The organism is Streptomyces sp. NPDC018964, from assembly GCF_044390325.1.
Taxonomy (GTDB): Bacteria; Actinomycetota; Actinomycetes; order Streptomycetales; family Streptomycetaceae; genus Streptomyces.
In genome coordinates this window covers 381253-407936 of the sequence record NZ_JBIRYZ010000005.1, presented here as the reverse complement: position 1 = coordinate 407936, position 26684 = coordinate 381253, and the positions used below count along the sequence as shown (strand labels likewise).

General features: G+C 72.4%; 24 protein-coding genes and 1 pseudogene. 14 read left to right on the top strand and 11 right to left on the bottom strand.

Features of this window, described 5'->3' with window-relative positions:
* The first annotated feature begins 51 nt into the window (after positions 1-51).
* Together ACH5AO_RS11575 and ACH5AO_RS11570 are read left to right on the top strand one after the other, a co-directional pair.
* A complete protein-coding gene (locus tag ACH5AO_RS11575) occupies positions 52-522 on the top strand; it encodes a Dps family protein (protein ID WP_398924040.1) in 471 nt (156 codons plus the stop codon).
* Between the two features lie 126 nt (positions 523-648).
* A complete protein-coding gene (locus ACH5AO_RS11570) occupies positions 649-987 on the top strand; it encodes a hypothetical protein (protein ID WP_398924039.1) in 339 nt (112 codons plus the stop codon).
* Here the strand turns inward: ACH5AO_RS11570 and ACH5AO_RS11565 are convergent.
* Both ACH5AO_RS11565 and ACH5AO_RS11560 read right to left on the bottom strand, forming a co-directional pair.
* Complete coding sequence (locus ACH5AO_RS11565) at positions 887-1696, bottom strand: Fpg/Nei family DNA glycosylase (protein WP_398924038.1); 810 nt, start codon at positions 1694-1696, stop codon at positions 887-889. The two genes, ACH5AO_RS11570 and ACH5AO_RS11565, sit on opposite strands and share 101 nt — an antisense overlap.
* Before the next feature lie 50 nt (positions 1697-1746).
* The gene (locus ACH5AO_RS11560) at positions 1747-6627 is read right to left on the bottom strand and encodes an ATP-dependent helicase (RefSeq protein WP_398924037.1); all 4881 of its coding nucleotides are present in this window, start codon (positions 6625-6627) and stop codon (positions 1747-1749) included.
* Positions 6628-6710: 83 nt separating this feature from the next.
* Between ACH5AO_RS11560 and ACH5AO_RS11555 the strand changes: the two are divergent.
* From ACH5AO_RS11555 to recX, 7 genes and pseudogenes are all read left to right on the top strand, one after another.
* Positions 6711-7679: pseudogene (locus tag ACH5AO_RS11555) on the top strand (AraC family transcriptional regulator); the annotation flags it as partial.
* The gene (locus ACH5AO_RS11550; RefSeq protein ID WP_398924036.1) at positions 7577-8326 is read left to right on the top strand and encodes an AzlC family ABC transporter permease; all 750 of its coding nucleotides are present in this window, start codon (positions 7577-7579) and stop codon (positions 8324-8326) included. The pseudogene ACH5AO_RS11555 and the gene ACH5AO_RS11550, both read left to right, overlap by 103 nt.
* On the top strand, positions 8323-8631 hold the full coding sequence (locus tag ACH5AO_RS11545) for an AzlD domain-containing protein (protein ID WP_398924035.1): 309 nt from the start codon (positions 8323-8325) through the stop codon (positions 8629-8631). The genes ACH5AO_RS11550 and ACH5AO_RS11545 overlap by 4 nt, the downstream gene beginning before the upstream one ends.
* A gap of 421 nt (positions 8632-9052) precedes the next feature.
* Entirely contained in the window at positions 9053-9247 is a 195-nt protein-coding gene (locus tag ACH5AO_RS11540; RefSeq protein WP_217128365.1) for a DUF3046 domain-containing protein, read from the top strand.
* A gap of 58 nt (positions 9248-9305) precedes the next feature.
* On the top strand, positions 9306-10568 hold the full coding sequence (locus ACH5AO_RS11535; RefSeq protein WP_398924034.1) for an AI-2E family transporter: 1263 nt from the start codon (positions 9306-9308) through the stop codon (positions 10566-10568).
* 239 nt (positions 10569-10807) lie between these two features.
* Complete coding sequence (gene recA, locus ACH5AO_RS11530) at positions 10808-11926, top strand: recombinase RecA (RefSeq protein WP_398924033.1); 1119 nt, start codon at positions 10808-10810, stop codon at positions 11924-11926.
* Positions 11927-11929: 3 nt separating this feature from the next.
* Positions 11930-12715 carry a recombination regulator RecX gene (gene recX, locus ACH5AO_RS11525; protein WP_398924032.1) on the top strand — a complete coding sequence of 262 codons (786 nt, stop codon included), beginning with the start codon at positions 11930-11932 and terminating at the stop codon, positions 12713-12715.
* A 382-nt stretch (positions 12716-13097) separates the two neighbouring features.
* On the opposite strand, the gene ACH5AO_RS11520 is transcribed toward recX, so the two are convergent.
* The 8 genes from ACH5AO_RS11520 to ACH5AO_RS11485 form a co-directional block, all read right to left on the bottom strand.
* The gene (locus tag ACH5AO_RS11520) at positions 13098-13523 is read right to left on the bottom strand and encodes a rhodanese-like domain-containing protein (protein ID WP_398924031.1); all 426 of its coding nucleotides are present in this window, start codon (positions 13521-13523) and stop codon (positions 13098-13100) included.
* The gene (locus ACH5AO_RS11515; protein WP_398924030.1) at positions 13520-14047 is read right to left on the bottom strand and encodes a cysteine dioxygenase; all 528 of its coding nucleotides are present in this window, start codon (positions 14045-14047) and stop codon (positions 13520-13522) included. The genes ACH5AO_RS11520 and ACH5AO_RS11515 overlap by 4 nt, the downstream gene beginning before the upstream one ends.
* A gap of 90 nt (positions 14048-14137) precedes the next feature.
* Entirely contained in the window at positions 14138-14209 is a 72-nt protein-coding gene (locus tag ACH5AO_RS11510) for a putative leader peptide (protein ID WP_311710492.1), read from the bottom strand.
* A 104-nt stretch (positions 14210-14313) separates the two neighbouring features.
* Positions 14314-15924 (bottom strand): FAD-dependent monooxygenase, encoded by a 1611-nt coding sequence (locus ACH5AO_RS11505; RefSeq protein WP_398924029.1) that lies wholly within the window; start codon positions 15922-15924, stop codon positions 14314-14316.
* Between the two features lie 293 nt (positions 15925-16217).
* A complete protein-coding gene (locus ACH5AO_RS11500; protein ID WP_398924028.1) occupies positions 16218-17120 on the bottom strand; it encodes an amino acid ABC transporter permease in 903 nt (300 codons plus the stop codon).
* The gene (locus ACH5AO_RS11495) at positions 17117-17794 is read right to left on the bottom strand and encodes an amino acid ABC transporter permease (RefSeq protein WP_398924027.1); all 678 of its coding nucleotides are present in this window, start codon (positions 17792-17794) and stop codon (positions 17117-17119) included. The genes ACH5AO_RS11500 and ACH5AO_RS11495 overlap by 4 nt, the downstream gene beginning before the upstream one ends.
* A gap of 109 nt (positions 17795-17903) precedes the next feature.
* Positions 17904-18746 (bottom strand): glutamate ABC transporter substrate-binding protein, encoded by an 843-nt coding sequence (locus tag ACH5AO_RS11490; RefSeq protein WP_398924026.1) that lies wholly within the window; start codon positions 18744-18746, stop codon positions 17904-17906.
* A gap of 82 nt (positions 18747-18828) precedes the next feature.
* Complete coding sequence (locus ACH5AO_RS11485; protein ID WP_391791146.1) at positions 18829-19605, bottom strand: amino acid ABC transporter ATP-binding protein; 777 nt, start codon at positions 19603-19605, stop codon at positions 18829-18831.
* A gap of 285 nt (positions 19606-19890) precedes the next feature.
* Here ACH5AO_RS11485 and ACH5AO_RS11480 point away from each other — a divergent pair, with 285 nt between their 5' ends.
* Positions 19891-20577, top strand: coding sequence for a response regulator transcription factor (locus ACH5AO_RS11480; RefSeq protein ID WP_398924025.1), 687 nt, complete (start codon positions 19891-19893; stop codon positions 20575-20577).
* A gap of 9 nt (positions 20578-20586) precedes the next feature.
* Positions 20587-22020, top strand: a complete 1434-nt coding sequence (locus ACH5AO_RS11475; RefSeq protein ID WP_398924024.1) for a sensor histidine kinase — start codon at positions 20587-20589, stop codon at positions 22018-22020.
* Here the strand turns inward: ACH5AO_RS11475 and ACH5AO_RS11470 are convergent.
* Complete coding sequence (locus ACH5AO_RS11470; RefSeq protein WP_398924023.1) at positions 21999-22994, bottom strand: TAXI family TRAP transporter solute-binding subunit; 996 nt, start codon at positions 22992-22994, stop codon at positions 21999-22001. The genes ACH5AO_RS11475 and ACH5AO_RS11470 overlap by 22 nt on opposite strands.
* Before the next feature lie 87 nt (positions 22995-23081).
* Between ACH5AO_RS11470 and ACH5AO_RS11465 the strand changes: the two genes are divergently transcribed.
* The 3 genes from ACH5AO_RS11465 (at position 23082) to miaB (ending at position 26635) form a co-directional block, all read left to right on the top strand.
* Positions 23082-23489 carry a MazG nucleotide pyrophosphohydrolase domain-containing protein gene (locus ACH5AO_RS11465; protein WP_398924022.1) on the top strand — a complete coding sequence of 136 codons (408 nt, stop codon included), beginning with the start codon at positions 23082-23084 and terminating at the stop codon, positions 23487-23489.
* A 713-nt stretch (positions 23490-24202) separates the two neighbouring features.
* Positions 24203-24541, top strand: coding sequence for a DUF7010 family protein (locus tag ACH5AO_RS11460; RefSeq protein ID WP_398924021.1), 339 nt, complete (start codon positions 24203-24205; stop codon positions 24539-24541).
* A gap of 576 nt (positions 24542-25117) precedes the next feature.
* Positions 25118-26635: a tRNA (N6-isopentenyl adenosine(37)-C2)-methylthiotransferase MiaB gene (miaB, locus tag ACH5AO_RS11455; RefSeq protein ID WP_398924020.1), complete on the top strand. Its 1518-nt coding sequence runs from the start codon at positions 25118-25120 to the stop codon at positions 26633-26635.
* Positions 26636-26684: the final 49 nt, after the last annotated feature.

Sequence of the window (26684 nt, the reverse complement as noted above, 5' to 3'; positions counted from 1 at the left end):
CTGGCGGTCATCGTGGAGGAACGAGGCGGGGGGCCAGCCACGGAGGTGCGGATGTACGTCGTGAAGAGCCCGTTGTCCGACGCGAACCTGAAGACCGTGTCCGAGGCACTGCAGGGCGCCCTGGTCGACCTGGTGGATCTCGCCCTGGTGGCCAAACAGATCCACTGGAACGTGGTCGGACAGCGCTTCCGTTCCGTGCATCTCCAGCTCGACGAGGTCGTGACCCTGGCGCGTAAGCACTCCGACACCGTGGCGGAACGCGCCGCGGCACTGGGGGTCTCGCCCGACGGGCGTGCCGCGACGGTGGCGGTCGGCAGCGGCATCGGGGTGACGCCCGAGGGCTGGGTCGACGACACGGCCGCCGTGGGTGCGCTCGTGGAGGCACTGGGCGCGGTGATCGCCCGTATGCGGGAGCGGGTCACGGCGACCGCCGAACCGGACCCGGTGAGCCAGGACATCCTGATCACGATCACCGCGGACCTCGAGAAGCAGCACTGGATGTTCCAGGCCGAGAACGGGTGACGTGGTTCCGGAGGGCCGTGGGGCCCTCGAGGAGAGGCCCGGGGGCCGGGATGCGCCTGTGTACCGTTGGTGCGCCCTGTGCGCGGGGGCGAACGGTCTCATAGCGTCGGCGCGGGGGTGGGGGCCGTGACGACGGGGCGGGCGCTGCGCCTGGGGGCCGTTCTGGGGTTCGGGGCGCTGTGGTGGTGGGCGGTGGCGCGGCTGCTGCTGGTGCCCGACGCCGGGGTGGTGGAAGGGGCGGTCGCGGCCGGCGGGTGGGGGCTCAGTCTGCTGCCGGTGCACTGCGTGCCCAAGGCGCGGGCGGAGGGGGCGCTCGCGGCGGGGCGGTGGCGGCGGGCGTGGCGGGTGAGCACCGTGCGTCGGTTCACCGACGGGGAGTGGACGGAGCCGGACCCGGCTGGCAGACGGGGCACCAGTAGGTGGGACGCTCGCGGGAGCCGTCGCCCTGGTCGGCGAGGCGGATGAGGGTGCGGCAGCGCAGGCAGGGGCGGCGGGCGCGGCCGTACACGAACAGGTCCTGGCCGCGGCGGCCCGTGGTGTTGCGGACCGGGCGCTCGCGGTTGAACTCCAGCAGTTTCCGGGCGAGCACCGGAAGCTTTGCGGAACGGTCGACGGGCAGCTCCCCCATGGGGAGCCAGGGGGTGACACCGAGGAGGAAGCACAGCTCGCTCTTGAAGACGTTGCCGATCCCGGCGAGGTTCCGCTGGTCCAGCAAGGCCTCACCGAGGGGGCGGGCCGGGTCCTTCAGCAGGTTGGCCAGCGCGAGGCGGGGGTCCCAGTCCGGGCCGAGGAGATCGGGGCCGAGATGACCGACCGCGCGGTCCTCGTCGGCGGTGCGCATCAGTTCCAGGACGGGGAGCCGGTAGCCGACGGCCGTGCGGTCGGCGTTGCCGAGGATCGCGCGGATCTGGTGGGCGGGGCCGCCGTTCCAGCGCTGACCGGGCGTGTACACCCGCCAGGAGCCGTCCATCCTCAGGTGCGAGTGCAGCGTCAGACCGCCTTCGACGCGGGTCAGCAGGTGCTTGCCGCGCGGGGTGACGTCCAGCACGGCGCGGCCGGTGAGGTCGGCCGTGGCGAATCTCGGCACCCGGAGGTCGCTGCGGGTCAGCACCTCGCCGGCCAACGCGTCGTGCAGCCGCCGCGCGGCCTGCCAGACCGTGTCTCCTTCGGGCATGCGTCAAGGGTGGCACGTCGGACGCCCGGACCGGGGGCACCGGCCGCGGGTCAGGCGCGCAGGCGCAGGCCTCTGGGCGTGGCGACGAAACCGGCGGTCTCCAGGAGGGTGCCCAGCGGGGACGTCAGTGCCGAGGTCCCGTTGACGCGCTCCACCGTGACCGTGCCGAGGGAGCCCGCGCGGGCGGCCGCGGCGAGGGCCTCGGCGGCGGCCGGGAGGCGCGGATCGGCGGAGGGTTCGGCGTCGGCGTCGGCGTCGGCGGGCCAGGCCAGCAGCGTCCTGCCACCGCGCTCCATGTAGAGCGTCAGCTCGCCCTCCACCAGCACCACCAGGGAGCCCGCCTTGCGGCCGGGCTTGTGCCCGGCACCGGCCGGCGGCTCGGGCCAGCCCAGGGCGGCACCGTAGGCGTTCGCCGGGTCGGAGGCGGCCAGGACCACGGCGCGTACGGCGCGGTCCGGACCGGTACGGCGGCCGGCGAAGGGGTCGTACGCGGGACGCCCGTCGTTCCGCCGGGGCGGAGGGGACTGGCGCGGAGCCAGGTCGCGCGGGGAGACGTAATCGCCCGGTGAGAGGCGGAGGTACGGCGGGTCGTCCTGGCCGGGGAAGCCTCCGGGGCCCGGGGCGGTCCCGGAGGGGTCCGGCCCGGCGTCGAAGGGGCCGGGCGCGCCCGGGGCGGGGAGGCCGTCGCCCCGCTCGCGGGCGTTGGCCGCCGCGCGGAGGCGGTCCACGGCTCCGTCCATCGCGAACTGGGCGGCGCCCAGCCCCTCCACCACGTAACCGCGACGTGCCTGCCCCGTCTCCTCGAAGGCGGACAGCACGCGGTACACCGCCGAGAAGCCGCCCTCGACGCCCTCCGCGGAGACGGCACCCCGGGTCACCACACCGTGCCGGTCGAGCAGGGTACGGGCCAGGGCATGGGCGCGGACCGTGGCGTCGGTGTCCCGGTCCGGGAGCAGGGACCAGCGGCCCGCGACGGTCGGCGGGCCGGTGCGGGAGGCGCTGCGGGCGGCCGCCGTGAGCGAGCCGTAGCGTCCGCGCGGGACGGAGCGCTTCGCGCGGTGGGCGGTGGAGCCCGCGGTGCGGCCCGAGCCCAGCAGGGAGCGCAGGGGCGTGAGCGTGTCGTTGGTCAGCCGCCCGGACCAGGCGAGGTCCCACAGGGCGTCGGCCAGTTGGGGATCGGTGGCCTCGGGGTGCGTGGTGGCGCGGACCTGGTCGGCGATCTGGCGGAAGAACAGGCCGTAGCCGCCGGAGAGGGCGTCCAGGACGGACCGGTGGAGGGCGGTCGGCTCCAGGGGGTGCGGGGGCGGCAGCAGCAGCGGGGCCGCGTCCGCGAGGTAGAGGGAGACCCAGCCGTCCTTCCCGGGCAGCGAACCGGCGCCCGCCCACACGACCTCCCCGGCGGCCGTCAGCTCGTCCAGCATCGCCGGGGAGTAGTCCGCCACCCGGGACGGCAGGACCAGCTTCTCCAGGGCGGACGCGGGCACGGACGCACCCTGCAACTGCTCGACGGCGCGCACCAGGCCGTCGACGCCGCGCAGGGAGTGCCCCTTGCCGATGTGCTGCCACTGGGGGAGGAACTGGGCGAGCGCGGGCGGTGGCACCGGCTCCAGTTCGTGCCGCAGCGCGGCCAGGGAGCGGCGGCGCAGCCGGCGCAGTACGGCCGCGTCGCACCACTCCTGTCCGATGCCGGCCGGATGGAACTCGCCCTGGACGACCCTGCCGGCCGCCGAGAGCCGCCGCAGGGCGCCCTCCGTGACCGCCACACCCAGACCGAAACGGGCCGCCGCCGTCGCCGACGTGAACGGGCCGTGGGTGCGCGCGTACCGCGCGAGGAGGTCACCGAGGGGATCCTTGACCGGCTCGGTGAACGCCTCCGGCACACCGACCGGCAGCGCCGTGCCCAGCGCGTCGCGCAGCCGGCCGGCGTCCTCGATCGCCGCCCAGTGGTCGGTGGCGGCCACCCGCACCCGGATGGCGCGCCGCGCGGAGGCGAGCTCCCGCGCCCACTGCGGTTCGGCGCCCCGCTCGGCGAGTTCGGCGTCGGTGAGCGGGCCCAGCAGTCGCAGCAGGTCGGCCACGCCCTCCGCGTCCTTGACGCGCCGGTCCTCGGTGAGCCACTGCAGCTCGCGCTCCAGCTCGGTCAGCACCTCCGCGTCGAGCAGCTCACGCAGCTCCGCCTGGCCGAGCAGCTCGGCCAGCAGCCGCGAGTCCAGCGACAGGGCGGCGGCGCGGCGCTCGGCGAGCGGGGAGTCGCCCTCGTACAGGAACTGGGCGACGTATCCGAAGAGGAGGGAGCGGGCGAACGGGGACGGCTCGGGGGTGGTGACCTCGACCAGGCGCACCTTGCGCGCCTCCAGGTCACCCATCAGCTCGACGAGCCCGGGCACGTCGAAGACGTCCTGGAGGCACTCGCGGACGGCCTCGAGGACGATCGGGAACGAGCCGAACTCACCGGCCACCTGGAGCAGCTGGGAGGCGCGCTGGCGCTGCTGCCACAGCGGGGTGCGCCGGCCGGGGTTGCGGCGCGGCAGCAGCAGCGCGCGGGCGGCGCACTCGCGGAACCGGGACGCGAACAGCGCCGAGCCGCCCACCTGGTCGGTGACGACCTGGTCGACCTCGCCCTTGTCGAAGACGACGTCGGCCGCGCCCACGGGCGCCTGGTCCGTGTCGTACTCGGTGCCGGCCCGCACCGGCTCCTGGTCGAGCAGGTCCAGGCCCATCAGGTCGGCGTCCGGCAGGCGCAGCACGATGCCGTCGTCGGCGTGCATCACCTGGGCGTCCATGCCGTACCGCTCGGAGAGGCGGGCACCGAGCGCGAGCGCCCACGGGGCGTGCACCTGGGCGCCGAACGGGGAGTGCACGACGACCCGCCAGTCGCCCAGTTCGTCACGGAAGCGCTCCACGACGATGGTGCGGTCGTCGGGGACGTGGCCGCAGGCCTCGCGCTGCTCGTCGAGGTAGGACAGGACGTTGTCGGCGGCCCAGGCGTCCAGTCCCGCCGCCAGGAGCCGCAGCCGGGCGTCGTCCTTGGACAGCGAGCCCACCTCGCGCAGGAACGCGCCCACCGCGCGGCCGAGCTCCAGCGGCCGGCCCAGCTGGTCGCCCTTCCAGAACGGCAGCCGGCCCGGCACACCCGGCGCCGGGGAGACCAGGACGCGGTCGCGCGTGATGTCCTCGATGCGCCAGGAGCTGGTGCCGAGCGTGAAGACGTCGCCCACACGGGACTCGTAGACCATCTCCTCGTCCAGCTCGCCGACCCGTCCGCCACCCTTCTTGGGGTCGGAGCCGGCGAGGAACACCCCGAAGAGGCCGCGGTCGGGGATCGTGCCCCCGGAGGTGACGGCCAGGCGCTGGGCGCCGGGGCGGCCGGTGATCTCGCCCGTGACCCGGTCCCACACCACGCGCGGGCGCAGCTCCGCGAAGGCGTCGGACGGGTAGCGGCCGGCGAGCATGTCCAGGACGGCCGTGAAGGCGGACTCGGGCAGGGAGGCGAAGGGCGCGGCGCGGCGGACCAGGGCGAGCAGGTCGTCGAGCTGCCAGGTGTCCATGGCCGTCATGGCGACGAGCTGCTGGGCCAGCACGTCCAGGGGGTTCGCGGGGACGCGCAGGGACTCGATGGCGCCCGCGCGCATCCGCTCGGTGACCACGACCGCCTGCACCAGGTCGCCCCGGTACTTCGGGAACACCACGCCCGTGGAGACCGCGCCCACCTGGTGCCCCGCGCGGCCGACGCGCTGGAGCCCGGAGGCGACGGACGGCGGCGACTCGACCTGGACCACCAGGTCGACGGCGCCCATGTCGATGCCCAGCTCCAGGCTGGAGGTGGCGACCACCGCGGGCAGCCGGCCCGCCTTGAGGTCCTCCTCGACCAGGGCGCGCTGCTCCTTGGACACCGAGCCGTGATGGGCGCGCGCGATGACCGCGGGCGCGCCCTGGGCGGACCCGGAGCCGCCCATCAGCTCGGCGGGGGAGTGGTGCTCGTCCAGGGGCTCGCCGGTGGCCCGCTCGTAGGCGATCTCGTTGAGCCGGTTGCACAGCCGCTCCGCGAGGCGGCGGGAGTTCGCGAACACGATCGTCGAGCGGTGCGCCTGCACCAGGTCGGCGATCCGCTCCTCGACGTGCGGCCAGATCGACGGGCGCTCGGCGCCCTCCGAGCCGTCGGCGACCGGGGAGCCGCCCAGCTCGCCCAGGTCCTCGACCGGCACCACCACGGACAGGTCGAACTCCTTGCCCGACTCCGGCTGGACGATCTCCACCTTGCGGCGCGGGGAGAGGAACCGGGCGATCTCGTCGACCGGGCGCACCGTCGCCGAGAGGCCGATGCGGCGGGCCGGGCGGGGCAGCAGCTCGTCCAGCCGCTCCAGGGAGAGCGCGAGGTGCGCGCCGCGCTTGGTGCCGGCGACCGCGTGCACCTCGTCGAGGATCACCGTCTCCACGCCCGTGAGCGCGTCGCGCGTGGCGGACGTCAGCATCAGGAACAGCGATTCGGGCGTGGTGATCAGGATGTCGGGCGGGCGGGTGGCCAGGGCGCGCCGCTCGGCGGGCGGGGTGTCGCCGGAGCGGATGCCGACCCTCACCTCGGGCTCGGGCAGCCCCAGGCGCACGGACTCCTGGCGGATGCCGGTCAGCGGGCTGCGCAGATTGCGCTCGACGTCGACGGCCAGGGCCTTCAGCGGCGAGACGTACAGGACGCGGCAGCGTTTCTTGGGGTCGGCGGGCGGCGGCGTCGAGGCGAGCTGGTCCAGGGCGGCGAGGAAGGCGGCCAGGGTCTTCCCGGAACCGGTGGGGGCGACCACCAGCACGTCCGAACCCTCCCCGATGGCCCGCCACGCGCCGGCCTGGGCGGCGGTGGGCGCGGAGAACGCCCCCGTGAACCAGCCGCGGGTCGCGGGGGAGAAGCCGTCCAGGGCTCGGTGCGGATCACTGACCATGCGTCCATCGTGCACCCGGCCACTGACAATCACGCCGAGCCGGGACGGGCGGGGGCGTTCGGTGGCCGCGTGACAATGGCCGTATGGCGGAATCGCGTGAGGAGCGGGCGCGGCACTGGCGGTACGACGAACTGCCCGGTGTCGATCTGCTGCGTGCCCGGTACATACGGAAGACGTTCGTCCGGCACACCCACGAGCACTTCGTGATCGCCGCCATCGCCGACGGGGCGGAGGTCTTCCACCACGGCGGCGGTGACGTGTACGCGGGCGCCGGGTCCCTGGCCCTGGTGAACCCGGACACCCCGCACACCGGCCGGGCGGGCGTTCCCGAGGGCTGGCGGTACGGAGCGGTGTACCCGTCGCCCGAGGTGGTGGCCGCCATCGCCGCCGAGACCACCACGCTGCGCGGCGCACCGGGGTTCGTGACGCCGGTGCTCGACGACCCGTACACCGTGCACCTGGTGCACCAGGTGCTGCGGGCCACCGACGAGGGCAACGCGCTCGCCGCCGACACCCTGCTCCGGGTCGCGGTGACCCGGCTGCTGCGGCTGAACGGCGGAACGCTGCCGCGACGCGAGGTGCGCACGGCGGGCGCCCGGATCGCGGCACGCGCGCGTGCCGTGCTGGAGGAGCGGATGGCCGATCCGCCGACCCTGGAGCGGCTGGCCGGGGAGCTGGGAACCGGTCCGTTCGCGCTGCTGCGCGCCTTCCGGAACACCTACGGGATGCCGCCGCACGCCTGGCTCACCGACGCGCGCGTGCGGCGGGCACGGCGGCTGCTGGACGCGGGGACGGCACCGTCGGAGGCGGCCGTCGCGGTCGGCTTCACCGACCAGCCGCATCTGAACCGGCACTTCAGCCGGATCGTCGGCGTGCCCCCGGGGGCGTACCAGCGCGAGCGCAAGAACGTACAAGACGCGCGGGACGGCACGCCCGTACCGTCCGGGTCGTGGCAGTGGAACGGACACAAGCGCTCGCGGACGTACGGGACGACGGAGGAGGAAAGCCGGACGGTGCCGTCGTACGGGACGCCCTCGGCGTCGGGATCGCCGTCGGGCTCTCCGGGTTCGCCTTCGGCGTGACCTCGGCGGGCAGCGGGCTCACCCTGCTCCAGACCTGCGCGCTCAGCCTCCTGGTGTTCACCGGCGCCTCCCAGTTCGCTCTGGTGGGGGCGTTGGCGGCGGGCGGGGGACCGTTCACGGCCGCCGCGGGGGCGTTCTTCCTGGGAGTGCGCAACGCGTTCTACGGGCTGCGGCTGTCGCAGCTGCTCGCGCTGCCCCGCGCGGTGCGGCCGTTCGCCGCCCAGTGGGTGATCGACGAGACGACCGCCGTCTCGCTCGCCCAGCCCGGCCGGCGCGCCGCGCGCATCGGGTTCCTGGTGACCGGGCTCAGCCTGTACCTGCTGTGGAACCTCACCACACTGCTCGGCGCACTGGGTGCCGAGGCCATCGGGGACACCGACGCGTGGGGGCTGGACGCGGCCGGCCCCGCGGTCTTCCTGGCGCTCCTCGCGCCGATGCTGCGCACCGGCACCGAACGGGCCGTCGCCGGGCTCGCCGTCCTCCTGGGGCTGGGGCTGCTGCCCGTGCTGCCGGCCGGTGTGCCGGTCCTGGTGGCCGCGCTCGCGGCACCGGCCGTCCTGTGGGCGCGGGGCCGGAAGAGCGCCCCGCGCGGTGACACGACGGAGGGGGACCGTTGAACATCTGGATCGCGATCGGTGTGACCGCCGTCGGCTGCTACGCCGTCAAGCTCGCGGGGCTGCTGGTACCCGCCGGGGTCCTGGAACGGCCCCTCGTCAGGCGTCTCGCCGCGCTCCTTCCGGTCGCCCTGCTGGCCGCCCTGACGGCCCAGCAGACCTTCTCCGACGGCCGGGTCCTGGTCCTGGACGCCCGTGCGGCCGGGGTGGCGGCCGCCGCCGTGGCGCTGGCCCTGCGCGCCCCGTTCCTGCTCGTCGTCACAGCGGCCGTCGTGGTGACGGCGGGGGTGCGGGCACTGGGCGGGTGAGGCGGTGGACACGGTGCCCGGCGGTGCCGTGCGGGGATCCGCCGGCACCGGGGCACCCGGACGGCGTGACCGCTGACCGGGAGCGGGTTCCGCTTGCTCGCCCTGGAGGGGTGCCGGCAGCATCCCCGCGGCCTGCCGGCGGGCCGGCCGCACGGAACAGCCGGGCGTGCCACACCTCGTTGCGGTAGGCGTCCGGCGCCGTCTCCACCGGACCGGTGCCGCCGCCCCGGAAGGGGCGGGCGAAGAGGTGCTGCTCGAGCACCCGCGCGGTGAGCCGGATGAGCCGCTCCGCCCGCGCGAGCGAGCCCTGCGGCAGGGGCGTCGGGGACAGTGGGGCAGCTCCGGGCCCGGCCGTGGGCGGAAGACGGCGCCGGCAGGCGCCCCGGCTCGGGGCCGTTCCCGCAGGCGGGATACTGGACGCATGCGGTTGACGGTTTTCTGGGAGCGGATGGCGGAGCACTTCGGTGCGGGGTACGCCGACACCTTCGCGCGCGACCATGTCATGTCCGAGCTCGGCGGGCGCACCGTGCACGAGGCGCTGGCGGCCGGCTGGAACGCCAAGGACGTCTGGCAGGTGGTCTGCACGGTCATGAACGTCCCCGCGGAGAAGCGCTGATCGTCACAGGGACCGCCGGTGGCGCATGGCTGCCGTCGGCGTGGGCGAGACTTGGTCCGTGGCATCCACTGACGAGACCGGGCAGGCGGCCCGGCACCCCATCACGTCCGGCGCGCAGCCGCCCGCCGGGCCTCCGGCGGCCCCCATATCCGGGCCGGGCGCCCGCATGCCGCGCTGGCTGCCGCGCGCCATGGTGCTCGCCCTCGCGCTGTATGCCGTGTTCCAGCTGGGCAGTTGGGCCTTCCACCAGCTCATCGGCCTGCTGATCAACATCCTCATCGCGTTCTTCCTGGCGCTCGCCGTCGAGCCCGCGGTGAGCTGGATGGCCGCGCGCGGGGTGCGCCGGGGCCTGGGCACCTTCCTCGTCTTCCTGGGCGTGCTGGTCGCGGCGGCGGGCTTCGTCACGCTGCTCGGGTCCATGCTGGCGGGACAGATCATCAAGATCGTCGAGGACTTCCCGGACTACCTCGACTCTGTGATCAACTGGATCAACACGCACTTCCACACCGAGTTGCGGCGCGTGGACATCCAGGAGGGCCTGCTGCGCTCCGACTGGCTGCGTAACTACGTCCAGAACAGCGCCACCGGTGTCCTGGACGTCTCCGCGCAGGTCCTCGGCGGTCTCTTCCAACTGCTGACCGTCGGCCTGTTCTCGTTCTACTTCGCCGCCGACGGCCCGCGGCTGCGGCGCACCGTCTGCTCCCTGCTGCCGCCCGCCCGGCAGGCCGAGGTGCTGCGCGCGTGGGAGATCGCCGTGAACAAGACGGGCGGCTACCTCTACTCGCGCGGACTGATGGCACTGGCCTCCGGCCTGGCGCACTACGTTCTGCTGGAGTTCCTCGAGGTGCCCTACGCGCCCGTCCTCGCTGTGTGGGTGGGCCTGGTGTCGCAGTTCATCCCCACCATCGGCACCTATCTCGCGGGCGCCCTGCCCATGCTGATCGCGTTCACGGTGGACCCCTGGTACGCGCTGTGGGTGCTGATCTTCGTGGTGGTCTACCAGCAGTTCGAGAACTACGTGCTGCAGCCCAAGCTGACCTCCAAGACCGTCGACATCCACCCGGCGGTCGCCTTCGGCTCGGTCGTCGCGGGCACCGCCCTGCTCGGTGCCGTCGGCGCGCTGATCGCCATCCCCGCCGTCGCCACCCTCCAGGCGTTCCTGGGTGCGTACGTGCGGCGGTACGACGTCACGGACGACCCCCGTGTGCTCGGCCACCGCGGCCCCGGCGGGCCGGGCGTACTCGCCCGCCTCCGTCGTCTGCGGGGCCACCGGACGGACGCGGTGCGGGCCCGCGGCGGAGACACCGGGGCGGCCTCCTGAGGGTGGCCGTCCGCGTCGCGGGCAGGACTGCGGTGCCGTGTGATGCGCTTGACACGAAAATCGAACATCCATTCTCATGGAAGCGCCGGTGAGGCTCAGCGGCGGGTGTTATGTCTTGGTTCGAGCTGGAGTGCACCCCCGTTATTCACAGGCCGGACGTGCGTCGGGGCGCGTTGTCAGTGGCAGGCGTTAGCGTCTTTGACGTGAAGCGATCGAATCAAGCAAATCGGGTGGAACCCATGGCAGGAACCGACCGCGAGAAGGCGCTCGACGCCGCGCTCGCACAGATTGAACGGCAGTTCGGCAAGGGCGCGGTCATGCGCATGGGCGACCGGACGAACGAGCCCATCGAGGTCATCCCGACGGGATCGACCGCGCTCGACGTGGCCCTCGGCGTCGGTGGCCTGCCGCGCGGCCGTGTGGTGGAGATCTACGGACCGGAGTCCTCCGGCAAGACGACCCTGACTCTGCACGCGGTGGCGAACGCGCAGAAGGCCGGCGGCCAGGTCGCCTTCGTGGACGCGGAGCACGCCCTCGACCCCGAGTACGCGAAGAAGCTCGGCGTCGACATCGACAACCTGATCCTGTCCCAGCCGGACAACGGTGAGCAGGCCCTGGAGATCGTGGACATGCTGGTCCGCTCCGGTGCCCTCGACCTCATCGTCATCGACTCCGTCGCCGCGCTCGTCCCGCGCGCGGAGATCGAGGGCGAGATGGGCGACAGCCACGTGGGTCTGCAAGCCCGCCTGATGAGCCAGGCCCTGCGGAAGATCACCAGTGCCCTCAACCAGTCCAAGACCACCGCGATCTTCATCAACCAGCTCCGCGAGAAGATCGGCGTGATGTTCGGCTCCCCGGAGACCACGACCGGTGGCCGCGCGCTGAAGTTCTACGCCTCGGTGCGTATCGACATCCGCCGCATCGAGACCCTGAAGGACGGCACCGAGGCGGTCGGCAACCGCACCCGCTGCAAGGTCGTCAAGAACAAGGTGGCGCCGCCCTTCAAGCAGGCCGAGTTCGACATCCTCTACGGCCAGGGCATCAGCCGCGAGGGCGGCCTGATCGACATGGGCGTGGAGCACGGCTTCGTCCGCAAGGCCGGCGCCTGGTACACGTACGAGGGGGACCAGCTCGGCCAGGGCAAGGAGAACGCCCGCAACTTCCTGAAGGACAACCCCGACCTCGCCAACGAGATCGAGAAGAAGATCCTGACGAAGCTGGGCGTCGGCGTACGGCCGGAGGAGGCCGCCGCCGAACCGGGTGCGGACGCCACGAGCACCGCTCCGGCCGAGCCGGCCGCGGTACCGGCACCGGCGGCCAAGGCCTCCAAGTCCAAGGCCGCGGCGGCCAAGAGCTGACCCGTGACGCGACGAACCGACTGGGCCGAGTACGAGCTCGCCGCCTCCGGTGCCCCACGGGGGAGGGGCACCGAGGGCGGCGACGGCCCGGCCGTGGACGGTGACGCGGCGTACGACGACATCACCGGCGGGGGCGGCCCCCGCGGCGGGGGTGGCGGACGGGCGGGCGGCCCGCGTGACGGCGGGCCGCGCGGTGGACGCGGGCGCAGACGCCGGACCTTCGGCGAGGCGGCCGCGGAGGACGGGGGCGCCTCCTCCTCGTCGAGGGCCGAACGGGAGGAACCTCCGGCGGACCCGGTCGAGCGGGCGCGGGCGATCTGCCTGCGCCTGCTCACCGGCACCCCGCGCACCCGGAAACAGCTCGCCGACGCCCTGCGCAAGCGGGAGATACCGGACGAGGCCGCCGAGGAGGTGCTGTCCCGGTTCGAGGAGGTCGGACTGATCAACGACAGCGCCTTCGCGGACGCCTGGGTGGAGTCCCGGCACCACGGCCGAGGGCTCGCCCGGCGCGCGCTCGCCCAGGAGCTGCGTACCAAAGGGGTCGACCCCACGTTGATCGACGCGGCCGTCTCCCAGCTCGACTCCGAACAGGAGGAGGCGACCGCCCGGGAACTGGTCGCCCGCAAACTGCGCGCCACCCGCGGACTCGACCGCGACAAGCGGCTCCGTCGCCTCGCCGGCATGCTGGCCCGCAAGGGCTACCCCGAGGGCCTCGCCCTGCGCGTCGTCCGGCAGGCGCTGGAGGAGGAGGGCGAGGACGCGGAGTTCCTCGGCGACGAAGGGTTCTGAGCCGGCGCGGGGGAACGCGGCCCGCCCCGGCTGATCCCGCTACCACGCCCCACGCGGGCCTCGGTGCCACCGGCGGCCCCGGTCTTCCGCCGGCCCGGATCCGTGGACCGGCGGAGAGTCCGGCACCCGGTCGCCCTTCACGCGACGCCTGCGCGGGCGCAGGCACCACCGGCAGCCCCGTGTACCGCAGGCCCGGGAACTGCCGAGCGGACGTGTGGCCCGTTGGCGTCGCAGTGGCGACACCGCACCCGGTCGCCGCGCCGACGCGGCACCTTGCGCGAAGCGGGCCCTATGGGCGGCCAAGCCCGGAAGCCTCCGATCAGGGCGGTGACTCCCGCCCGTCTCGGCGGCGGCACCGTACCGGCCGCCTCCGACGCGACGCCTACGCGGGCGCAGGCGCAGGCACCACCGGCAGGCCTGCCCCCCGCCAGGCCTGGAAGCCGCCCACCAGGTCCGTGGCCCGGTGCAGGCCCAGGCGGTGGAGGGACTCCGCCGCGAGGCTGGAGGCGTAGCCCTCGTTGCAGACCACCACGATCCGCAGGTCGTGGCTCGTGGCCTCCGGGAGTCGATGGCTGCCCCGCGGGTCCAGACGCCACTCCAGTTCGTTGCGTTCGACCACGAGGGCTTGGGGAATGAGCCCGTCCCGTTCCCGCAGCGCGGCGTAGCGGATGTCCACCAGCAGCGCCTCACCGGCCCGTGCGGCCTCGTACGCGTCCCGGGGGCCGACGCGCTCGTAACCGGCGCGTACCCGTTCCAGCAGCTCGTCGATGCCCACGACACCGTCGGCCGGTTCGTCGGTCCCGCTCACTGCCAGTCCTCGGGGCGTTCGACCTGCTCCAGACGGAGGATCCGGCCGCTGCGGCTGTAGCGGCGGATCCGCGGCAGCGGCGGGTAGTAGGCGTGCACGGAGACCGCGTGCCGGTCCGGGGACTCGTTGAGGACCTCGTGCACGTGATGCCGGCCGAAGGCGCGCCCCTGTCCGGTCCCCAGCCGGCGCTCCCGGTCCACGCCGTCCGTGAGTTCCAGGGTCGTCCAGCCGTCGGTGGGCAGCCGTACGGCGAGCGCGTTCTCCTTCAGCTCGCCCGACGCGGTCATGAAGGCACCGACGGAGTCGGCGTGGTCGTGCCAGCCGGTACCGGTGCCGGGCGGCCAGCCGATCAGCCAGGCCTCGCTGCCACCGGGCCCGTCGAGCCGCACCCAGGTGCGCCCCTCGGGATCGAGCGGAAGGGAGGCGATCAATCCGGCGTCGGCGACGGTACGCCGTACGAAGTCGAGGAGGTCCGCCTGCATGGGTGCGGAGACGGGAGCCGGAACAGGTGAGGAGACAGACATGTGCACCGTCCTGGAGAAGGTTCGCGGAGGCGCGCGGCAGCGGCGTACGGGACGACGAACGGCGCGCGGGTAGGGGTGGAGAGACGCGAATCAGCAGGACGGGCGACACACGCAGCCCGCATAGCGGACGAGGTCCATGTGGACCCTCCGCCACAGGTGCACGCAGGTGTCGGTCACGAGCGGAGTACACCACGGGGCCGCGCGCCGGTTCAACTCGTCGTCACCCTGTGGACCGCGGGGTGACGACGATTCGACCGGACGGCCGCTCAGCGCGACCCGGACCCCGCGTCGGCCTTGGCCTCCGCCTCCGTGGTGGCGGGCCCGCCGACCGCCGCTTCCGCCGCCGCGTACAGGTCCGCCGGCCGGACCCCGCTCAGCGCCGTCACCAGATGACCGTCGGGGCGTACGAGGAGCACGGTGTGGGCCGCCGCTCCCGGGTAGCTCTCGGCGACCAGCAGTTCGGCCCGGTGCGGCAGCGTCGAGACGGCCGCCGCCAGCCGGGGCATGACCCCGGCGGACACCCAGTGCCGCCGCTCCCACACGCCGGTACCGGGCGCGATCAGCACCACCAGCAGCGCGCCCCGGCCGAACCGGTCCCGCAGCCGGACGAAGGTGCCGTCCTCCGCCGTGACCCGTACGTCCGTCACCACCGAACCGGGAGCCGTTCCGATGGGAACCTCGCCCTCGAGGCGGCCGGGAGCGAGCGGCGAGCCGGCGTACGTCCCCGGCGCGCCCAACGCACCCCGCCCCAGATGACCGTCCATCAGCAGTGTGTCGTGCCCCCGCGCGGACCCGGGAACGTAGGAGCGCAGTCCGCCGCCGCGCACCAGCGGCAGCGCCTGGTCGGCGGTGCGCAGCCGGGCGGCGACGATCGCCCGGCGCTCGGTCTGGTAGCTGTCGAGCAGTGCCTCGTGCGGGCCGTGGTGCCAGGCCAGCGCCAGCTTCCAGGCGAGGTTGTCGGCGTCGCGGAGCCCTTCCTCCAGCCCGTGCGTGCCCAGCGAGCCGAGCAGATGGGCCGCGTCCCCGGCGAGGAACACCCGGTCGGCCCGCCAGCGCCGGGCCAGCCGGTGGTGGACGGTGTGCACCCCGGTGTCCAGCAGTTCGTACGGCGGGGTCTGGCCGCCCGACCAGCCGGCCAGGGTCTCCCGGATCCGGCCCAGCAGCAGTTCGGGCGTGACCAGGTCCTTGCCCGGCGGCAGCAGCCAGTCCAGGCGCCACACCCCGTCCGGCAACGGGCGCGCGGTGATCTCCCCGGCCGAGGGGCCGGTGGTGCGCCACGGCGGCGTGCGGTGCAGCAGAACTTCGTCGTACCAGGGGAGTTCGGTGCGCAGGGCGGCCACGGCGTGACGTTCCACCGCGGTGCGGCCGGGGAAGCGGATGTCCTGGAGCTTGCGCACGGTCGAGCGCGGGCCGTCGCAGCCGACCAGGTAACTGCCGCGCCACCAGGTGCCGGTGTCGCCGCGGGTGTGGGCGGTGACGCCCGAGGGCTCCTGCTCCATGGCGTCCAGCCTGCTGTTCACGGCGATCCTGACGAGCCGTTCGCCGGCGAGGGCCGCGCGCAGCGCACCGGTCAGGACGTGCTGGGCGATGTGCAGGGGCGCGGGCTCGGTGTCGCCGAAGGCGACCTCGGCCGTCACCTGCTTGCGCCGCATCGACCGCCATCCGGCCCACCGGACACCGGCGTGCGCGAGCGGCACGCCGGTCAGCCGCTCCATGAACGCGGCGGTCTCCTCGCGCAGGACGACCGTGCGCGCCGGACGGGGTTCGTCCTTGCCCGGTCCTTCGTCGAGGACCACGCACGGCACGTCCTGGCGTGCCAGCGCCAGCGCGAGGGTGAGCCCGACGGGCCCCGCTCCGACGATGATCACCGGGTCCACGGCGCGGCGCCCCCTGCTCGAAGTGACGCCCGAAGAGACGTGGAGGAACAGGAAGATGGAGCAGGGTGCACGATCACAGAACGTATGCAACCTATTGCCGGTGCTTGCGTCAAGTGACCGAAGGACAGTGGCGATCATGAAGTGGGGAGGGGCCGGTCACACCACTTGACTGTTCATCACACGAGTCCGGGTTGTACGGCTCCTCCGTACCGCCGACGACATCCGGCAACTCGACATGACTGTGGCCCGCCGGGGAGCGGCGGGCCACAGTCATGCCGTACGTCAGGCGTGCGTCACTTCTCCGCACCGGTCCCGAACGTGCCACCCACCTCGGCCGCGTTGATGTCGTCGACGTCCTCCACGCCGAGCACCGCGCCCGTGCTGCGCTTGCTGCGGCGCAGGCGCTTCTCGAGCCAGGAGGCGAAGGAGGTGAGGATGAAGTTCAGGATGATGTAGAGGACCGCCACCACGATGAAGCTCGGGATGACGTTGGCGTAGTTGGCCGCCAGTGTGCCGCGCGAGTTCAGCAGTTCGGTGAAGCCCAGCATCACGCCGCCGAGCGCGGTGTCCTTCACGATGACGACCAGTTGGCTGACGATCGCCGGGAGCATCGCCGTGACCGCCTGCGGCAGCAGGATGCTGGCCATCGTCTGGCTCTTGCGCAGACCGATCGCCTGGGCCGCCTCCGACTGCCCCTTGGGCAGGGAGAGAATGCCGGCCCGGACCACCTCGGCGAGGACCGAGGCGTTGTAGAGCACCAGGCCGGTGACGACCGCGTACAGGGGCCGGTCTTCACTGGTGACGTCCGTGGAGCGGGCGAAGAACTCGTTGGCGAACAGCATCAGCAGCAGCACCGGGATGGCGCGGAAGAACTCCACCACCACGGCGGCCGGGACGCGGACCCACCGGTGGTCCGACATCCGGGCGATGCCGAGCACCGCGCCCAGCGGAAGCGCGATGACCATGGCCAGCGCCGCCGCCTTCAGCGTGTCCGCGAGGCCGGGCAGCAGATAGGTCGTCCACGCCTCGGACTGTGTGAACGGCTTCCACAGGGACCACTCCAGCTGGCCCTTGTCGTCCATCGTCCTGTAGACCCACCACAGGACGAGGGCCAGGACGGCCACGAAGACGACCGAGAGGATGACGTTGCGCCGCTTGGCCCGGGGGCCGGGGGCGTCGTACAGAACGGAGGTCACCGCTTCACCGCCAGTCGCTTGCTCAGCCAGCCGAGGATCAGGCCGGTGGGCAGGGTCAATACCACGAATCCGAAGGCGAAGACCGCGCCGATGAGCAGCGTCTGTGCCTCGTTCTCGATCATTTCCTTCATCAGCAGGGCGGCCTCCGCCACACCGATGGTGGCCGCCACCGTCGTGTTCTTGGTCAGCGCGATCAGTACGTTCGCGAGCGGCCCGATGACCGAGCGGAACGCCTGGGGCAGCACGATCAGGCTGAGGACCTGGGTGAAGCTCAGTCCGATGGCGCGGGCCGCCTCGGCCTGTCCGACCGGCACGGTGTTGATGCCGGAGCGCAGCGCCTCGCAGACGAAGGCCGCGGTGTAGGCGATCAGACCGAGCACCGCGAGGCGGAAGCCCTGGAGCGCGAAGTCGTCGGGCGCTCCCATGGTCATGCCGAAGATGTCGGCGAGACCGAGCGAGGTGAAGACGATGATGACGGTCAGCGGGATGTTCCGGACGATGTTCACGTAGGCGGTCCCGAACCACCGCATCAGCGGGACGGGGCTGACCCGCATCGCCGCCAGCAGGGTGCCCCAGATCAGGGAGCCGACGCCCGAGAACACGGTGAGCTTCACCGTCATCCAGAACGCACCCAACAACGTCGGGTCGTCATAGTCAGAAATAAAGTCGAACACGATCTCCCGCGCTTCCGGGTGTGTGGCCTACGGGGCGGACGCGGCGCGCCGCCGTCCTGATCGCGACGGACGGCGGCACGCCTTCTGGACCCGCGTTGCGGTCCTGGGCTTACTTGACGATGTTGCCGATCTGCGGGGCCGGCTCGTTCTTGTACTCGGCCGGGCCGAAGTTCGCCTCGACCGCCTTGTCCCAGGACTTGTCGCTGACCATCTTCTCCAGGGCGTCGTTGATCTTGTTGACGGTCTCGGTGTCGCCCTTCTTGACGCCGATGCCGTAGTTCTCGTTGCTCAGCTTGAGGCCGGCGAGCTGGAACTTGCCCTTGTACTGGTCCTGCGCGGCGAAGCCGGCGAGGATCGAGTCGTCGGTGGTCAGCGCGTCGACGGCACCGCTCTGCAGTGCGGCGACGCACTCCGAGTAGGTGCCGACCTGCTTGAGCTGGGCGTCCGGAGCGAAGTCCTTCTTGACGTTCTGCGCCGACGTCGAGCCGGTCACCGAGCACAGCTTCTTGTCGTTGAGGTCGGTGGCCTCGGAGATGTCCGAGCCCTTCTTCACCAGCAGGTCCTGGTGGGCCAGCAGGTACGGGCCGGCGAAGTCGACCTTCTCCTTGCGCTCGTCGGTGATCGAGTAGGTCGCCGCGATGAACTTCACGTCCCCGCGCGCGAGGGCGTTCTCGCGGTCGGCGCTCTTGGTCTCGACCCACTCGATCTGGTCGGGCTCGTAGCCGAGCTCCTTGGCGACGTAGGTGGCCACGTCCACGTCGAAGCCGGTGAAGGAACCGTCCGGCGTCTTCAGACCGAGACCGGGCTGGTCGTACTTGATACCGATCTTGATCTTGTCGCCGCCGCCCCCGGAGGAACCGTTGTCGCCGCTGTCGTCGCCGCCACAGGCGGTGGCGGTCAGGGCGAGGGCGAACACGGCGGCCGAGGCGGCGGTGACCTTGCGGAGCTTCATGGTGCACATCCTTTGACTCTGATGAAGTGATGCGGTCCGGGCGGTGTCCGGTGACGCGGGTCGGCGGGGCGAGGGGTGCGCCTCAGTGGTGAAGGATCTTCGACAGGAAGTCCTTGGCGCGGTCGCTGCGCGGATTGCTGAAGAACTGGTCCGGCGAGGCCTGTTCGACGATGCGGCCGTCCGCCATGAACACCACGCGATTGGCCGCCGAGCGGGCGAATCCCATCTCGTGTGTGACGACGATCATGGTCATGCCCTCGCGGGCGAGCTGCTGCATGACCTCCAGCACCTCGTTGATCATCTCCGGGTCGAGAGCCGACGTCGGCTCGTCGAAGAGCATGACCTTGGGTTCCATCGCCAGGGCCCGCGCGATGGCGACACGCTGCTGCTGACCACCGGAGAGCTGCGCGGGGTACTTCTCGGCCTGTGCGCCCACGCCGACCCGGTCGAGCAGGGCACGGGCCCGCTCCTCGGCCGCCTTCTTGTCCTTCTTGCGGACTTTGACCTGGCCCAGCATCACGTTCTCGAGCACGGTCTTGTGCGCGAAGAGGTTGAAGGACTGGAAGACCATGCCCACGTCGGCCCGCAGCCGGGCGAGCTCCTTGCCCTCGTGGGGCAGGGGCTTGCCGTCGATCGAGATCGACCCGGAGTCGATCGTCTCCAGACGGTTGATGGTGCGGCACAGGGTGGACTTCCCGGACCCGGAGGGTCCGATGACCACGACGACTTCGCCACGGGCGATCGTCAGGTCGATGTCCTGGAGTACGTGCAACGCGCCGAAGTGCTTGTTGACGCTCTTCAGGACGACCAGATCGCCGGTCGCGGCCACATCTTCCTTGGCCACCGATACTTCGGTCATCGCTCTCAGGCTCCGTCCTCCTCGGTTTCGGAGGACAGTAGTAACCCGTCAGACCTGCGTCATTACATCTGAGGGGAATCTGAGCATCACGATCCGATAGCAATCGGACACCTGTCGTAGCACTTGTGAGCAGGGGTGATTTCGGCCGGGTAACGGTACGTAAGAGCAACCGGAACCCTCTTGACGCCGCCCTCGTTCATCAGCGTCACTGCAAGGTGCACGCGCGCGTGCACGCGTTTTTGTACACATGGAGAGCGTACGGCCGATGAACTGAAGGGGGCCCTGGTGAGACTGCTTCTCGTCGAGGACGACAACCACGTCGCCGCCGCCCTGTCGGCGGTACTGGCGCGGCACGGATTCGACGTCACCCACGCGCGCAGCGGCGAGGAGGCGCTCCAGGCGCTCGTCCCCGAGGGCAACGGCTTCGGTGTCGTCCTGCTCGACCTGGGGCTGCCCGACCAGGACGGCTACGAGGTCTGCGGCAAGATCCGCAAGCGCACCAGCACGCCGGTGATCATGGTCACCGCGCGGTCCGACGTGCGCTCGCGCATCCACGGCCTCAATCTCGGCGCCGACGACTACGTGGTCAAGCCGTATGACACGGGGGAGCTCCTCGCGCGGATCCACGCCGTCAGCCGGCGCACCGTCCACGAGGAGGCCACGGGCGGTACGGAGACCGAGCTGCGGCTCGGCCCGGTCCGCATCGAGCTGCCGACCCGCCAGGTCAGCGTGAACGGTTCGGCCGTCCAGCTGACCCGCAAGGAGTTCGACCTGCTCGCCCTGCTCGCCCAGCGGCCGGGGGTCGTCTTCCGCCGGGAGCAGATCATCAGCGAGGTGTGGCGCACCAGCTGGGAGGGGACCGGGCGCACCCTGGAGGTCCACGTCGCCTCCCTGCGGGCCAAGCTCCGCATGCCCGCCCTCATCGAGACCGTGCGCGGCGTCGGCTACCGGCTCGTCGCGCCCTCGGCGTAGCGGGGCCGGGTGCGCACACGGCTGCTTCCGCTGCTCATCGTCCTGATGGCGGCCGTCCTGCTCGCCCTCGGCGTCCCGCTGGCCGTCAGCCTGGCCGGCGCGGAGCAGCAGCGGGTCGTCGTCGACCGGATCGACGACACCGCGCGCTTCGCGGCCCTCGCCCAGTTCGTCACCGAGCCCGTCGACCCGGTCGGCGGCGACATCGACGAGCGTCGCAAGACCCTCAGCAGCGAGCTCCGCAGCTACCACTCGGTCTACGGCATCCGCGCGGGCGTCTTCTACCGCGGCGACTCGTCCATGGCGCACGCGCCGCGCGACTGGCACCTGCCCCGCACGGGCGAGGTGCGCGACGCCTTCGAGGAGGCGCTGCTCAGCCGCCGCAGCCACGACCCCGAGCAGGTGTGGCCCTGGCAGCGGCGCAGCCTCGTGGTGGCCTCACCGGTCATCCGGGACGGCGACGTCGTCGCGGTCGTGGTCACCGACTCGCCCACCGGACAGATGCGCTCCCGCATCCTCCGGGGCTGGCTGGTCACCGCCGCGGGGGAGGCGGCCGCGATGCTGCTCGCGGTCGGCGCGGCGCTGCGGCTGACCGGCTGGGTGCTCAAGCCCGTACGCATCCTGGACGCCACCACCCACGACATCGCCACCGGACGGCTGAAGTCCCGGGTCGCGGCGGCCGGCGGACCACCGGAACTCAGACGGCTCGCCCGGTCGTTCAACGAGATGGCGGACAACGTCGAGAGCGTGCTGGAGCAGCAGCGCGCCTTCGTCGCCGACGCCTCCCACCAGCTCCGCAACCCGCTCTCGGCGCTGCTGCTGCGCATCGAACTGCTCGCCCTGGAGCTGCCCGAGGGCAACGAGGAGATCGCCTCCGTGCAGGCCGAGGGCAAGCGCCTGGCACAGGTCCTGGACGACCTGCTCGACCTGGCGCTCGCCGAGCACAGCGAGGCCAGCCTCCAGATCGCCGACATCGGTGCCCTGGCCGCCGAGCGCGTCGCGGCCTGGTCGCCCACCGCCGAGGCCAAGGGCGTCCGGCTGACCGGAGCCTGCCCGGCGACGACCGCGTGGGCCGACCCGGTGGCGCTGTCCAGCGCCCTGGACGCGGTCATCGACAACGCGGTGAAGTTCACGCCCGAGGGCGAGACCGTCGAGGTCACCGTCGCCTCCAACGGTGACACGTCCACCGTCGTCGTCACCGACAACGGTCCGGGACTGACCGAGGAGGAGCTGACCCGCGTCGGCGACCGCTTCTGGCGCAGCGGACGGCACCAGAACATCAAGGGCTCGGGCCTCGGCCTGTCCATCACGCGGGCGCTGCTCGCGGCGGGCGGCGGCTCGATCGCGTACGAGCGGCACGAGCCGCACGGACTGCGGGTGACCGTGACGGTGCCGAGGAACGCCCCCACGGGTGAGGCGACGGATCAGGGCTTGACGGACCGGTAGTACCGGCGCGCGCCCTCGTGCAGCCGGAGCGGGTCGGTGTAGATCGCGGTGCGTACGTCGACCAGCTGGGCGGAGTGGACGTGTGCCCCGATGTTGTCCCGGCTCTTGAGCACGATGCGGGTGAGCCACTCGGTGAGGCGGGGGTCGGCGTCCGCCCGGGTGATCAGGAGGTTGGACACCGCCATCGTCGGGACGGCCGAGCCGGGCGGACTGCCCGGGTAGGCCGACTCCGGCATGTTGGTGACGCGGTAGTGGCGCGTGACGTCGCCCTGTTCGTGCAGCTTGGAGACGAGGCCGGCGTCGATCGGCACGAACTGGAGCGCGGACTGCTCGGCGAGCGTCTTCAGGCCGTCCGTGGGCAGTCCGCCGGACCAGAAGAAGGCGTCCAGGTCGTGCCCGAGCCGCTCCGGGCCGGTGTCGATGCCGTCGGAGGAGGGCTCGATGTCCGTCTCCGGGTCGATGCCGGCCGCCTGGAGCACCCGGTTGGCGATGAGCCGGACGCCCGACTTGGGCGGCCCTATGGCGACCCGCTTGCCCCGCAGGTCGTCGACGGTCTTGATGCCCGAGCCGGGCGCGACGGCGAGCTGCACGTAGTCGTCGTACAGGCGGGCCACCCCGCGCAGCCGGTCGGCGCCCGGCCGGTCGCTGAGCCGGTACGTCTCCACCGCGTCGGCCGCGGCGATCGCGAAGTCGGCCTCCCCGGTCGCCACGCGGCGCACGTTCTCCTGCGACCCGGCACTCGTCTTCAGACGTACGTCGAGGTCGGGCATGTGCTTGCCGAGTGAGCTGCGCAGGAGCACGCCGTACTTCTGATAGACCCCCGCGCGGGTGCCCGTGCTCAGCGTGATCGTCCCGCCGGGCGGCTCCTCGCTCCAGGGCGCCAGCCACCACAGCAGCAGTCCGAGCGCCACGACACCGGCGGTCGCGCCCCGCAGGGCCCGTCGCCTGCCGATCCGGGACAGCGTGTGGGGCATGCGCGCGATCCTGCCAGCCCGGGTGCCCGCTGACCAGGGCGGAGCTCACAGCGGAGGGCTGTCGTGGGCGGCCGTTACAGTCGCGGCATGACTTCTTCGCCCGCCGACCTGGTCCGTGACTTCCACCGTGCCTTCGGGCTGGACGCCCGCGACGTACCGTCCGAGGTCTCGCCGGAACTCGCCGCGCACCGCGGCGAGCTGCTCGCCGAGGAGGCCCAGGAGGTCGCCGAGGTGTCGGTGACGGGCCCGCTCGACCGGCTCGCGCACGAACTGGCCGACGTCGTCTACGTCGCGTACGGCACCGCGCTGGTCCATGGCATCGACCTCGACGCGGTGATCGCCGAGATCCACCGTTCCAACATGAGCAAGCTGGGCCCCGACGGCCAGGTCAGCCGCCGCCCCGACGGCAAGGTCCTCAAGGGCGACCACTACGTGGCCCCGGACGTGTCGGCGGTGCTGCGGCGCCAGGGGTGGGTGCCGCGCGGGGAGGCGTGAGCGGACGCCGTCCGGCTGTCCCGGCAGCGTGGTGACGGGCCCCGCACCTCTTTCCGGGGTGCCGTTCTGGCTCCGATCCGGTTCCGGGTGGCCATCGCGGCGTAGCGCCACCCGGTCACAGAGCACGAGGCCACGGGCGGTGTCTCCCGTGGCCTCCCGTGTGCCTGCCGGGCCCCGCGGTGCCCCGGGGCGGGGTCTCGTGCGCTGATGCCAACCAGCAGGCATTCGACATCTCGCCCACCCCTGGGGGCGTCGATGAGTCGAACGCGCGGGAGGTGGCGGAGACGGCGCACTTCCGGCTGTGCCGGGACGATTTCGATCCGCGGCTCCTCTGACTTGCCAAGGTCGACCAGTCGTTTGACCTCGTAGGGCCTCGCCGGCCATGGGCACCGTTTTTATGGCGTGACCGTTCGTCGAGCCGTGCATGACCGACTTGGTCGAACGGCTGGTACCTGACGAGTTGTGGAGGCTGTTCCAACGGGTGGTGCCGCCAATAGCGGTGATACGTCCGCAGGGTGGTGTCAGGGACGCGATCACGGCCGCCCTGCCGGCCGCCGGCCGGCCGGTGTGGACGCCGTCGCCGGTGCCGCCGTTCCGGGGGAGGGCCGTGTGGACCCGCGCGTCCTGAGCGACGCCGATGCGGGAGCTGAGGCGGTGTCCGGAGAAACAAGTGTCCCTACGCCTCTCGTAATACCGGATGCCCTTGTTCGACGGTGAGCCTGCCGGAGAACTGGGCGCGCGGGGTGGGTGTCGTCAACGGCGTCGAGGTGCTGGCCGTCCTCGCCGTCATCGCCGGCTCCAACGCCTCCGGCCGCCCCGAGCTCATCCCCGTCGGCATCGCCCTCGTCGTGGGGTTGCACTTCTTCCCGCTCGCACACCTGTACGACCAGTGGCAGTACCGGTGGACGGCTGGGCTGCTGGCCGCCGTCTCGGTCGTCGGCCTGGTGCTGGTGGTGGCCGGCGCGTCGGACGAGAGCGTACGGATCGTGGTGGGCCTGGCCTGTGCGGCGGTCCTCTGGGCCTCCGCGTACCACCTGGCCGTACGGGGCTGACGGACCGCCCCGGGAACGAGCGCGGGGATGTGCCGGCCTGCTTCGTGCCGGCCGGCACCACCTCGCGCGCTCACACGCGTTCAGCGGGCCGGGCGGGTGCTGGACGGGGGACCAGGACGGTCATCGCGTACCTTCGGCCGGCTCGGGAATTCCTTGGACGGATTCCCGAGAAGTCGCCTCCGGGACCGTTCCCGACAGCCTTCCGGGCGTTCTCCTTCTCCGCCCGGTTCCCCGGTCCTTTCGTGCCCGGCCTCTCGTGAGGGGCACCGGAACAGCGGACCCGTCGGCGCCGCCGTTCAGGGCCTGCCCGTAACGCTCGCCGCGCGGGCGCCCTCCGAGGCGCGCGGAGAGCACGCGTCCCCGTTCCCGCAGGAGACCTTCGCCGGGGACGACGCCCTGGGCCGACGGCCGGCACGGATCACGCCGGTCCCCGTGTCCGGGCCGGTCCGTGCTCCCACGCGCCTTCCGGCCGCCGGGAGGGAACCATCACACCACCCCCGCCGCCCGCGTCCGGCCAAGGCCAGGAAGCCGCCCGCACGGCGGAGGCTGTCCGCGGCACCGCCTACCCTTGTGCACATGAGCAGCATCGACCGGAGCCAGTCAGCGGGCGGCACGCGCACCTACGAAGTACGCACCTACGGGTGCCAGATGAACGTCCACGACTCCGAGCGATTGTCCGGACTGCTGGAGGACGCGGGCTACGTCCGCGCCCCCGAGGGCTCCGACGGCGACGCGGACGTCGTCGTCTTCAACACCTGCGCCGTCCGTGAGAACGCCGACAACAAGCTGTACGGCAATCTCGGCCACCTCGCCCCGAAGAAGGCGAGCCGCCCCGGCATGCAGATCGCGGTCGGCGGCTGCCTCGCGCAGAAGGACCGCGACACCATCGTCAAGCGGGCGCCCTGGGTCGACGTCGTCTTCGGCACGCACAACATCGGCAAGCTGCCCGTCCTCCTGGAGCGCGCCCGCGTGCAGGAGGAGGCGCAGGTCGAGATCGCCGAGTCGCTGGAGGCGTTCCCCTCCACGCTGCCGACCCGGCGCGAGAGCGCCTACGCGGCCTGGGTGTCCATCTCCGTCGGCTGCAACAACACCTGCACCTTCTGCATCGTCCCCGCGCTGCGGGGCAAGGAGAAGGACCGCCGCCCCGGCGACATCCTCGCCGAGATCGAGGCCCTGGTCGCCGAGGGCGTCTCCGAGATCACCCTGCTCGGCCAGAACGTCAACGCGTACGGCTCCGACATCGGCGACCGCGAGGCGTTCAGCAAGCTGCTGCGCGCCTGCGGCACCATCGACGGCCTGGAGCGCGTCCGCTTCACCTCGCCGCACCCGCGCGACTTCACCGACGACGTCATCGCCGCCATGGCCGAGACGCCGAACGTCATGCCGCAGCTGCACATGCCCCTGCAGTCCGGGTCCGACCCGGTCCTGAAGGCGATGCGCCGCTCCTACCGGCAGGAGCGCTACCTCGGGATCATCAAGAAGGTCCGCGCCGCCATCCCGCACGCGGCGATCAGCACCGACATCATCGTGGGCTTCCCCGGCGAGACCGAGGAGGACTTCCAGCAGACCCTGCACGTCGTCCGCGAGGCCCGCTTCGCGCAGGCGTTCACCTTCCAGTACTCCAAGCGTCCCGGCACCCCGGCCGCCGAGATGGACGGCCAGATCCCCAAGAAGGTCGTCCAGGAGCGCTACGAGCGACTGGTCGCCCTCCAGGAGGAGATCTCCTGGGAGGAGAACAAGAAGCAGGTCGGCCGCACCCTGGAGCTGATGGTCGCCGAGGGCGAAGGCCGCAAGGACGGCGCCACCCACCGCCTCTCCGGCCGTGCCCCCGACAGCCGCCTGGTGCACTTCACCAAGCCGGAACAGGAGGTGCGCCCCGGCGACGTGGTCACCGTCGAGATCACGTACGCCGCCCCGCACCACCTCCTCGCCGAGGGCACGGTGCTCGACGTGCGCCGCACCCGCGCGGGGGACGCCTGGGAGAAGCGGAACACCGAGAAGGCGGCGCGGCCCGCGGGTGTGCTGCTCGGCCTGCCCAAGGTGGGCGTGCCCGAACCGCTGCCGGTGGCCACCGGGGGCTGCGCCGTCGACTGACCCGTGAGGCGGCGGCACCGTTCCGGGCCGCCGCAGTAGGCTGCTGATC

Coding starts and splice junctions, on each gene's coding strand:
- ACH5AO_RS11465 (WP_398924022.1), top strand. CDS start 23,082: ATGACTTCTTCGCCCGCCGACCTGGTCCGTGACTTCCACCGTGCCTTC.
- ACH5AO_RS11470 (WP_398924023.1), bottom strand. CDS start 22,994: ATGCCCCACACGCTGTCCCGGATCGGCAGGCGACGGGCCCTGCGGGGC.
- ACH5AO_RS11485 (WP_391791146.1), bottom strand. CDS start 19,605: ATGACCGAAGTATCGGTGGCCAAGGAAGATGTGGCCGCGACCGGCGAT.
- ACH5AO_RS11560 (WP_398924037.1), bottom strand. CDS start 6,627: ATGGTCAGTGATCCGCACCGAGCCCTGGACGGCTTCTCCCCCGCGACC.
- recA (WP_398924033.1), top strand. CDS start 10,808: ATGGCAGGAACCGACCGCGAGAAGGCGCTCGACGCCGCGCTCGCACAG.
- ACH5AO_RS11575 (WP_398924040.1), top strand. CDS start 52: ATGTACGTCGTGAAGAGCCCGTTGTCCGACGCGAACCTGAAGACCGTG.
- ACH5AO_RS11515 (WP_398924030.1), bottom strand. CDS start 14,047: ATGTCTGTCTCCTCACCTGTTCCGGCTCCCGTCTCCGCACCCATGCAG.
- ACH5AO_RS11490 (WP_398924026.1), bottom strand. CDS start 18,746: ATGAAGCTCCGCAAGGTCACCGCCGCCTCGGCCGCCGTGTTCGCCCTC.
- ACH5AO_RS11540 (WP_217128365.1), top strand. CDS start 9,053: ATGCGGTTGACGGTTTTCTGGGAGCGGATGGCGGAGCACTTCGGTGCG.
- miaB (WP_398924020.1), top strand. CDS start 25,118: ATGAGCAGCATCGACCGGAGCCAGTCAGCGGGCGGCACGCGCACCTAC.
- ACH5AO_RS11565 (WP_398924038.1), bottom strand. CDS start 1,696: ATGCCCGAAGGAGACACGGTCTGGCAGGCCGCGCGGCGGCTGCACGAC.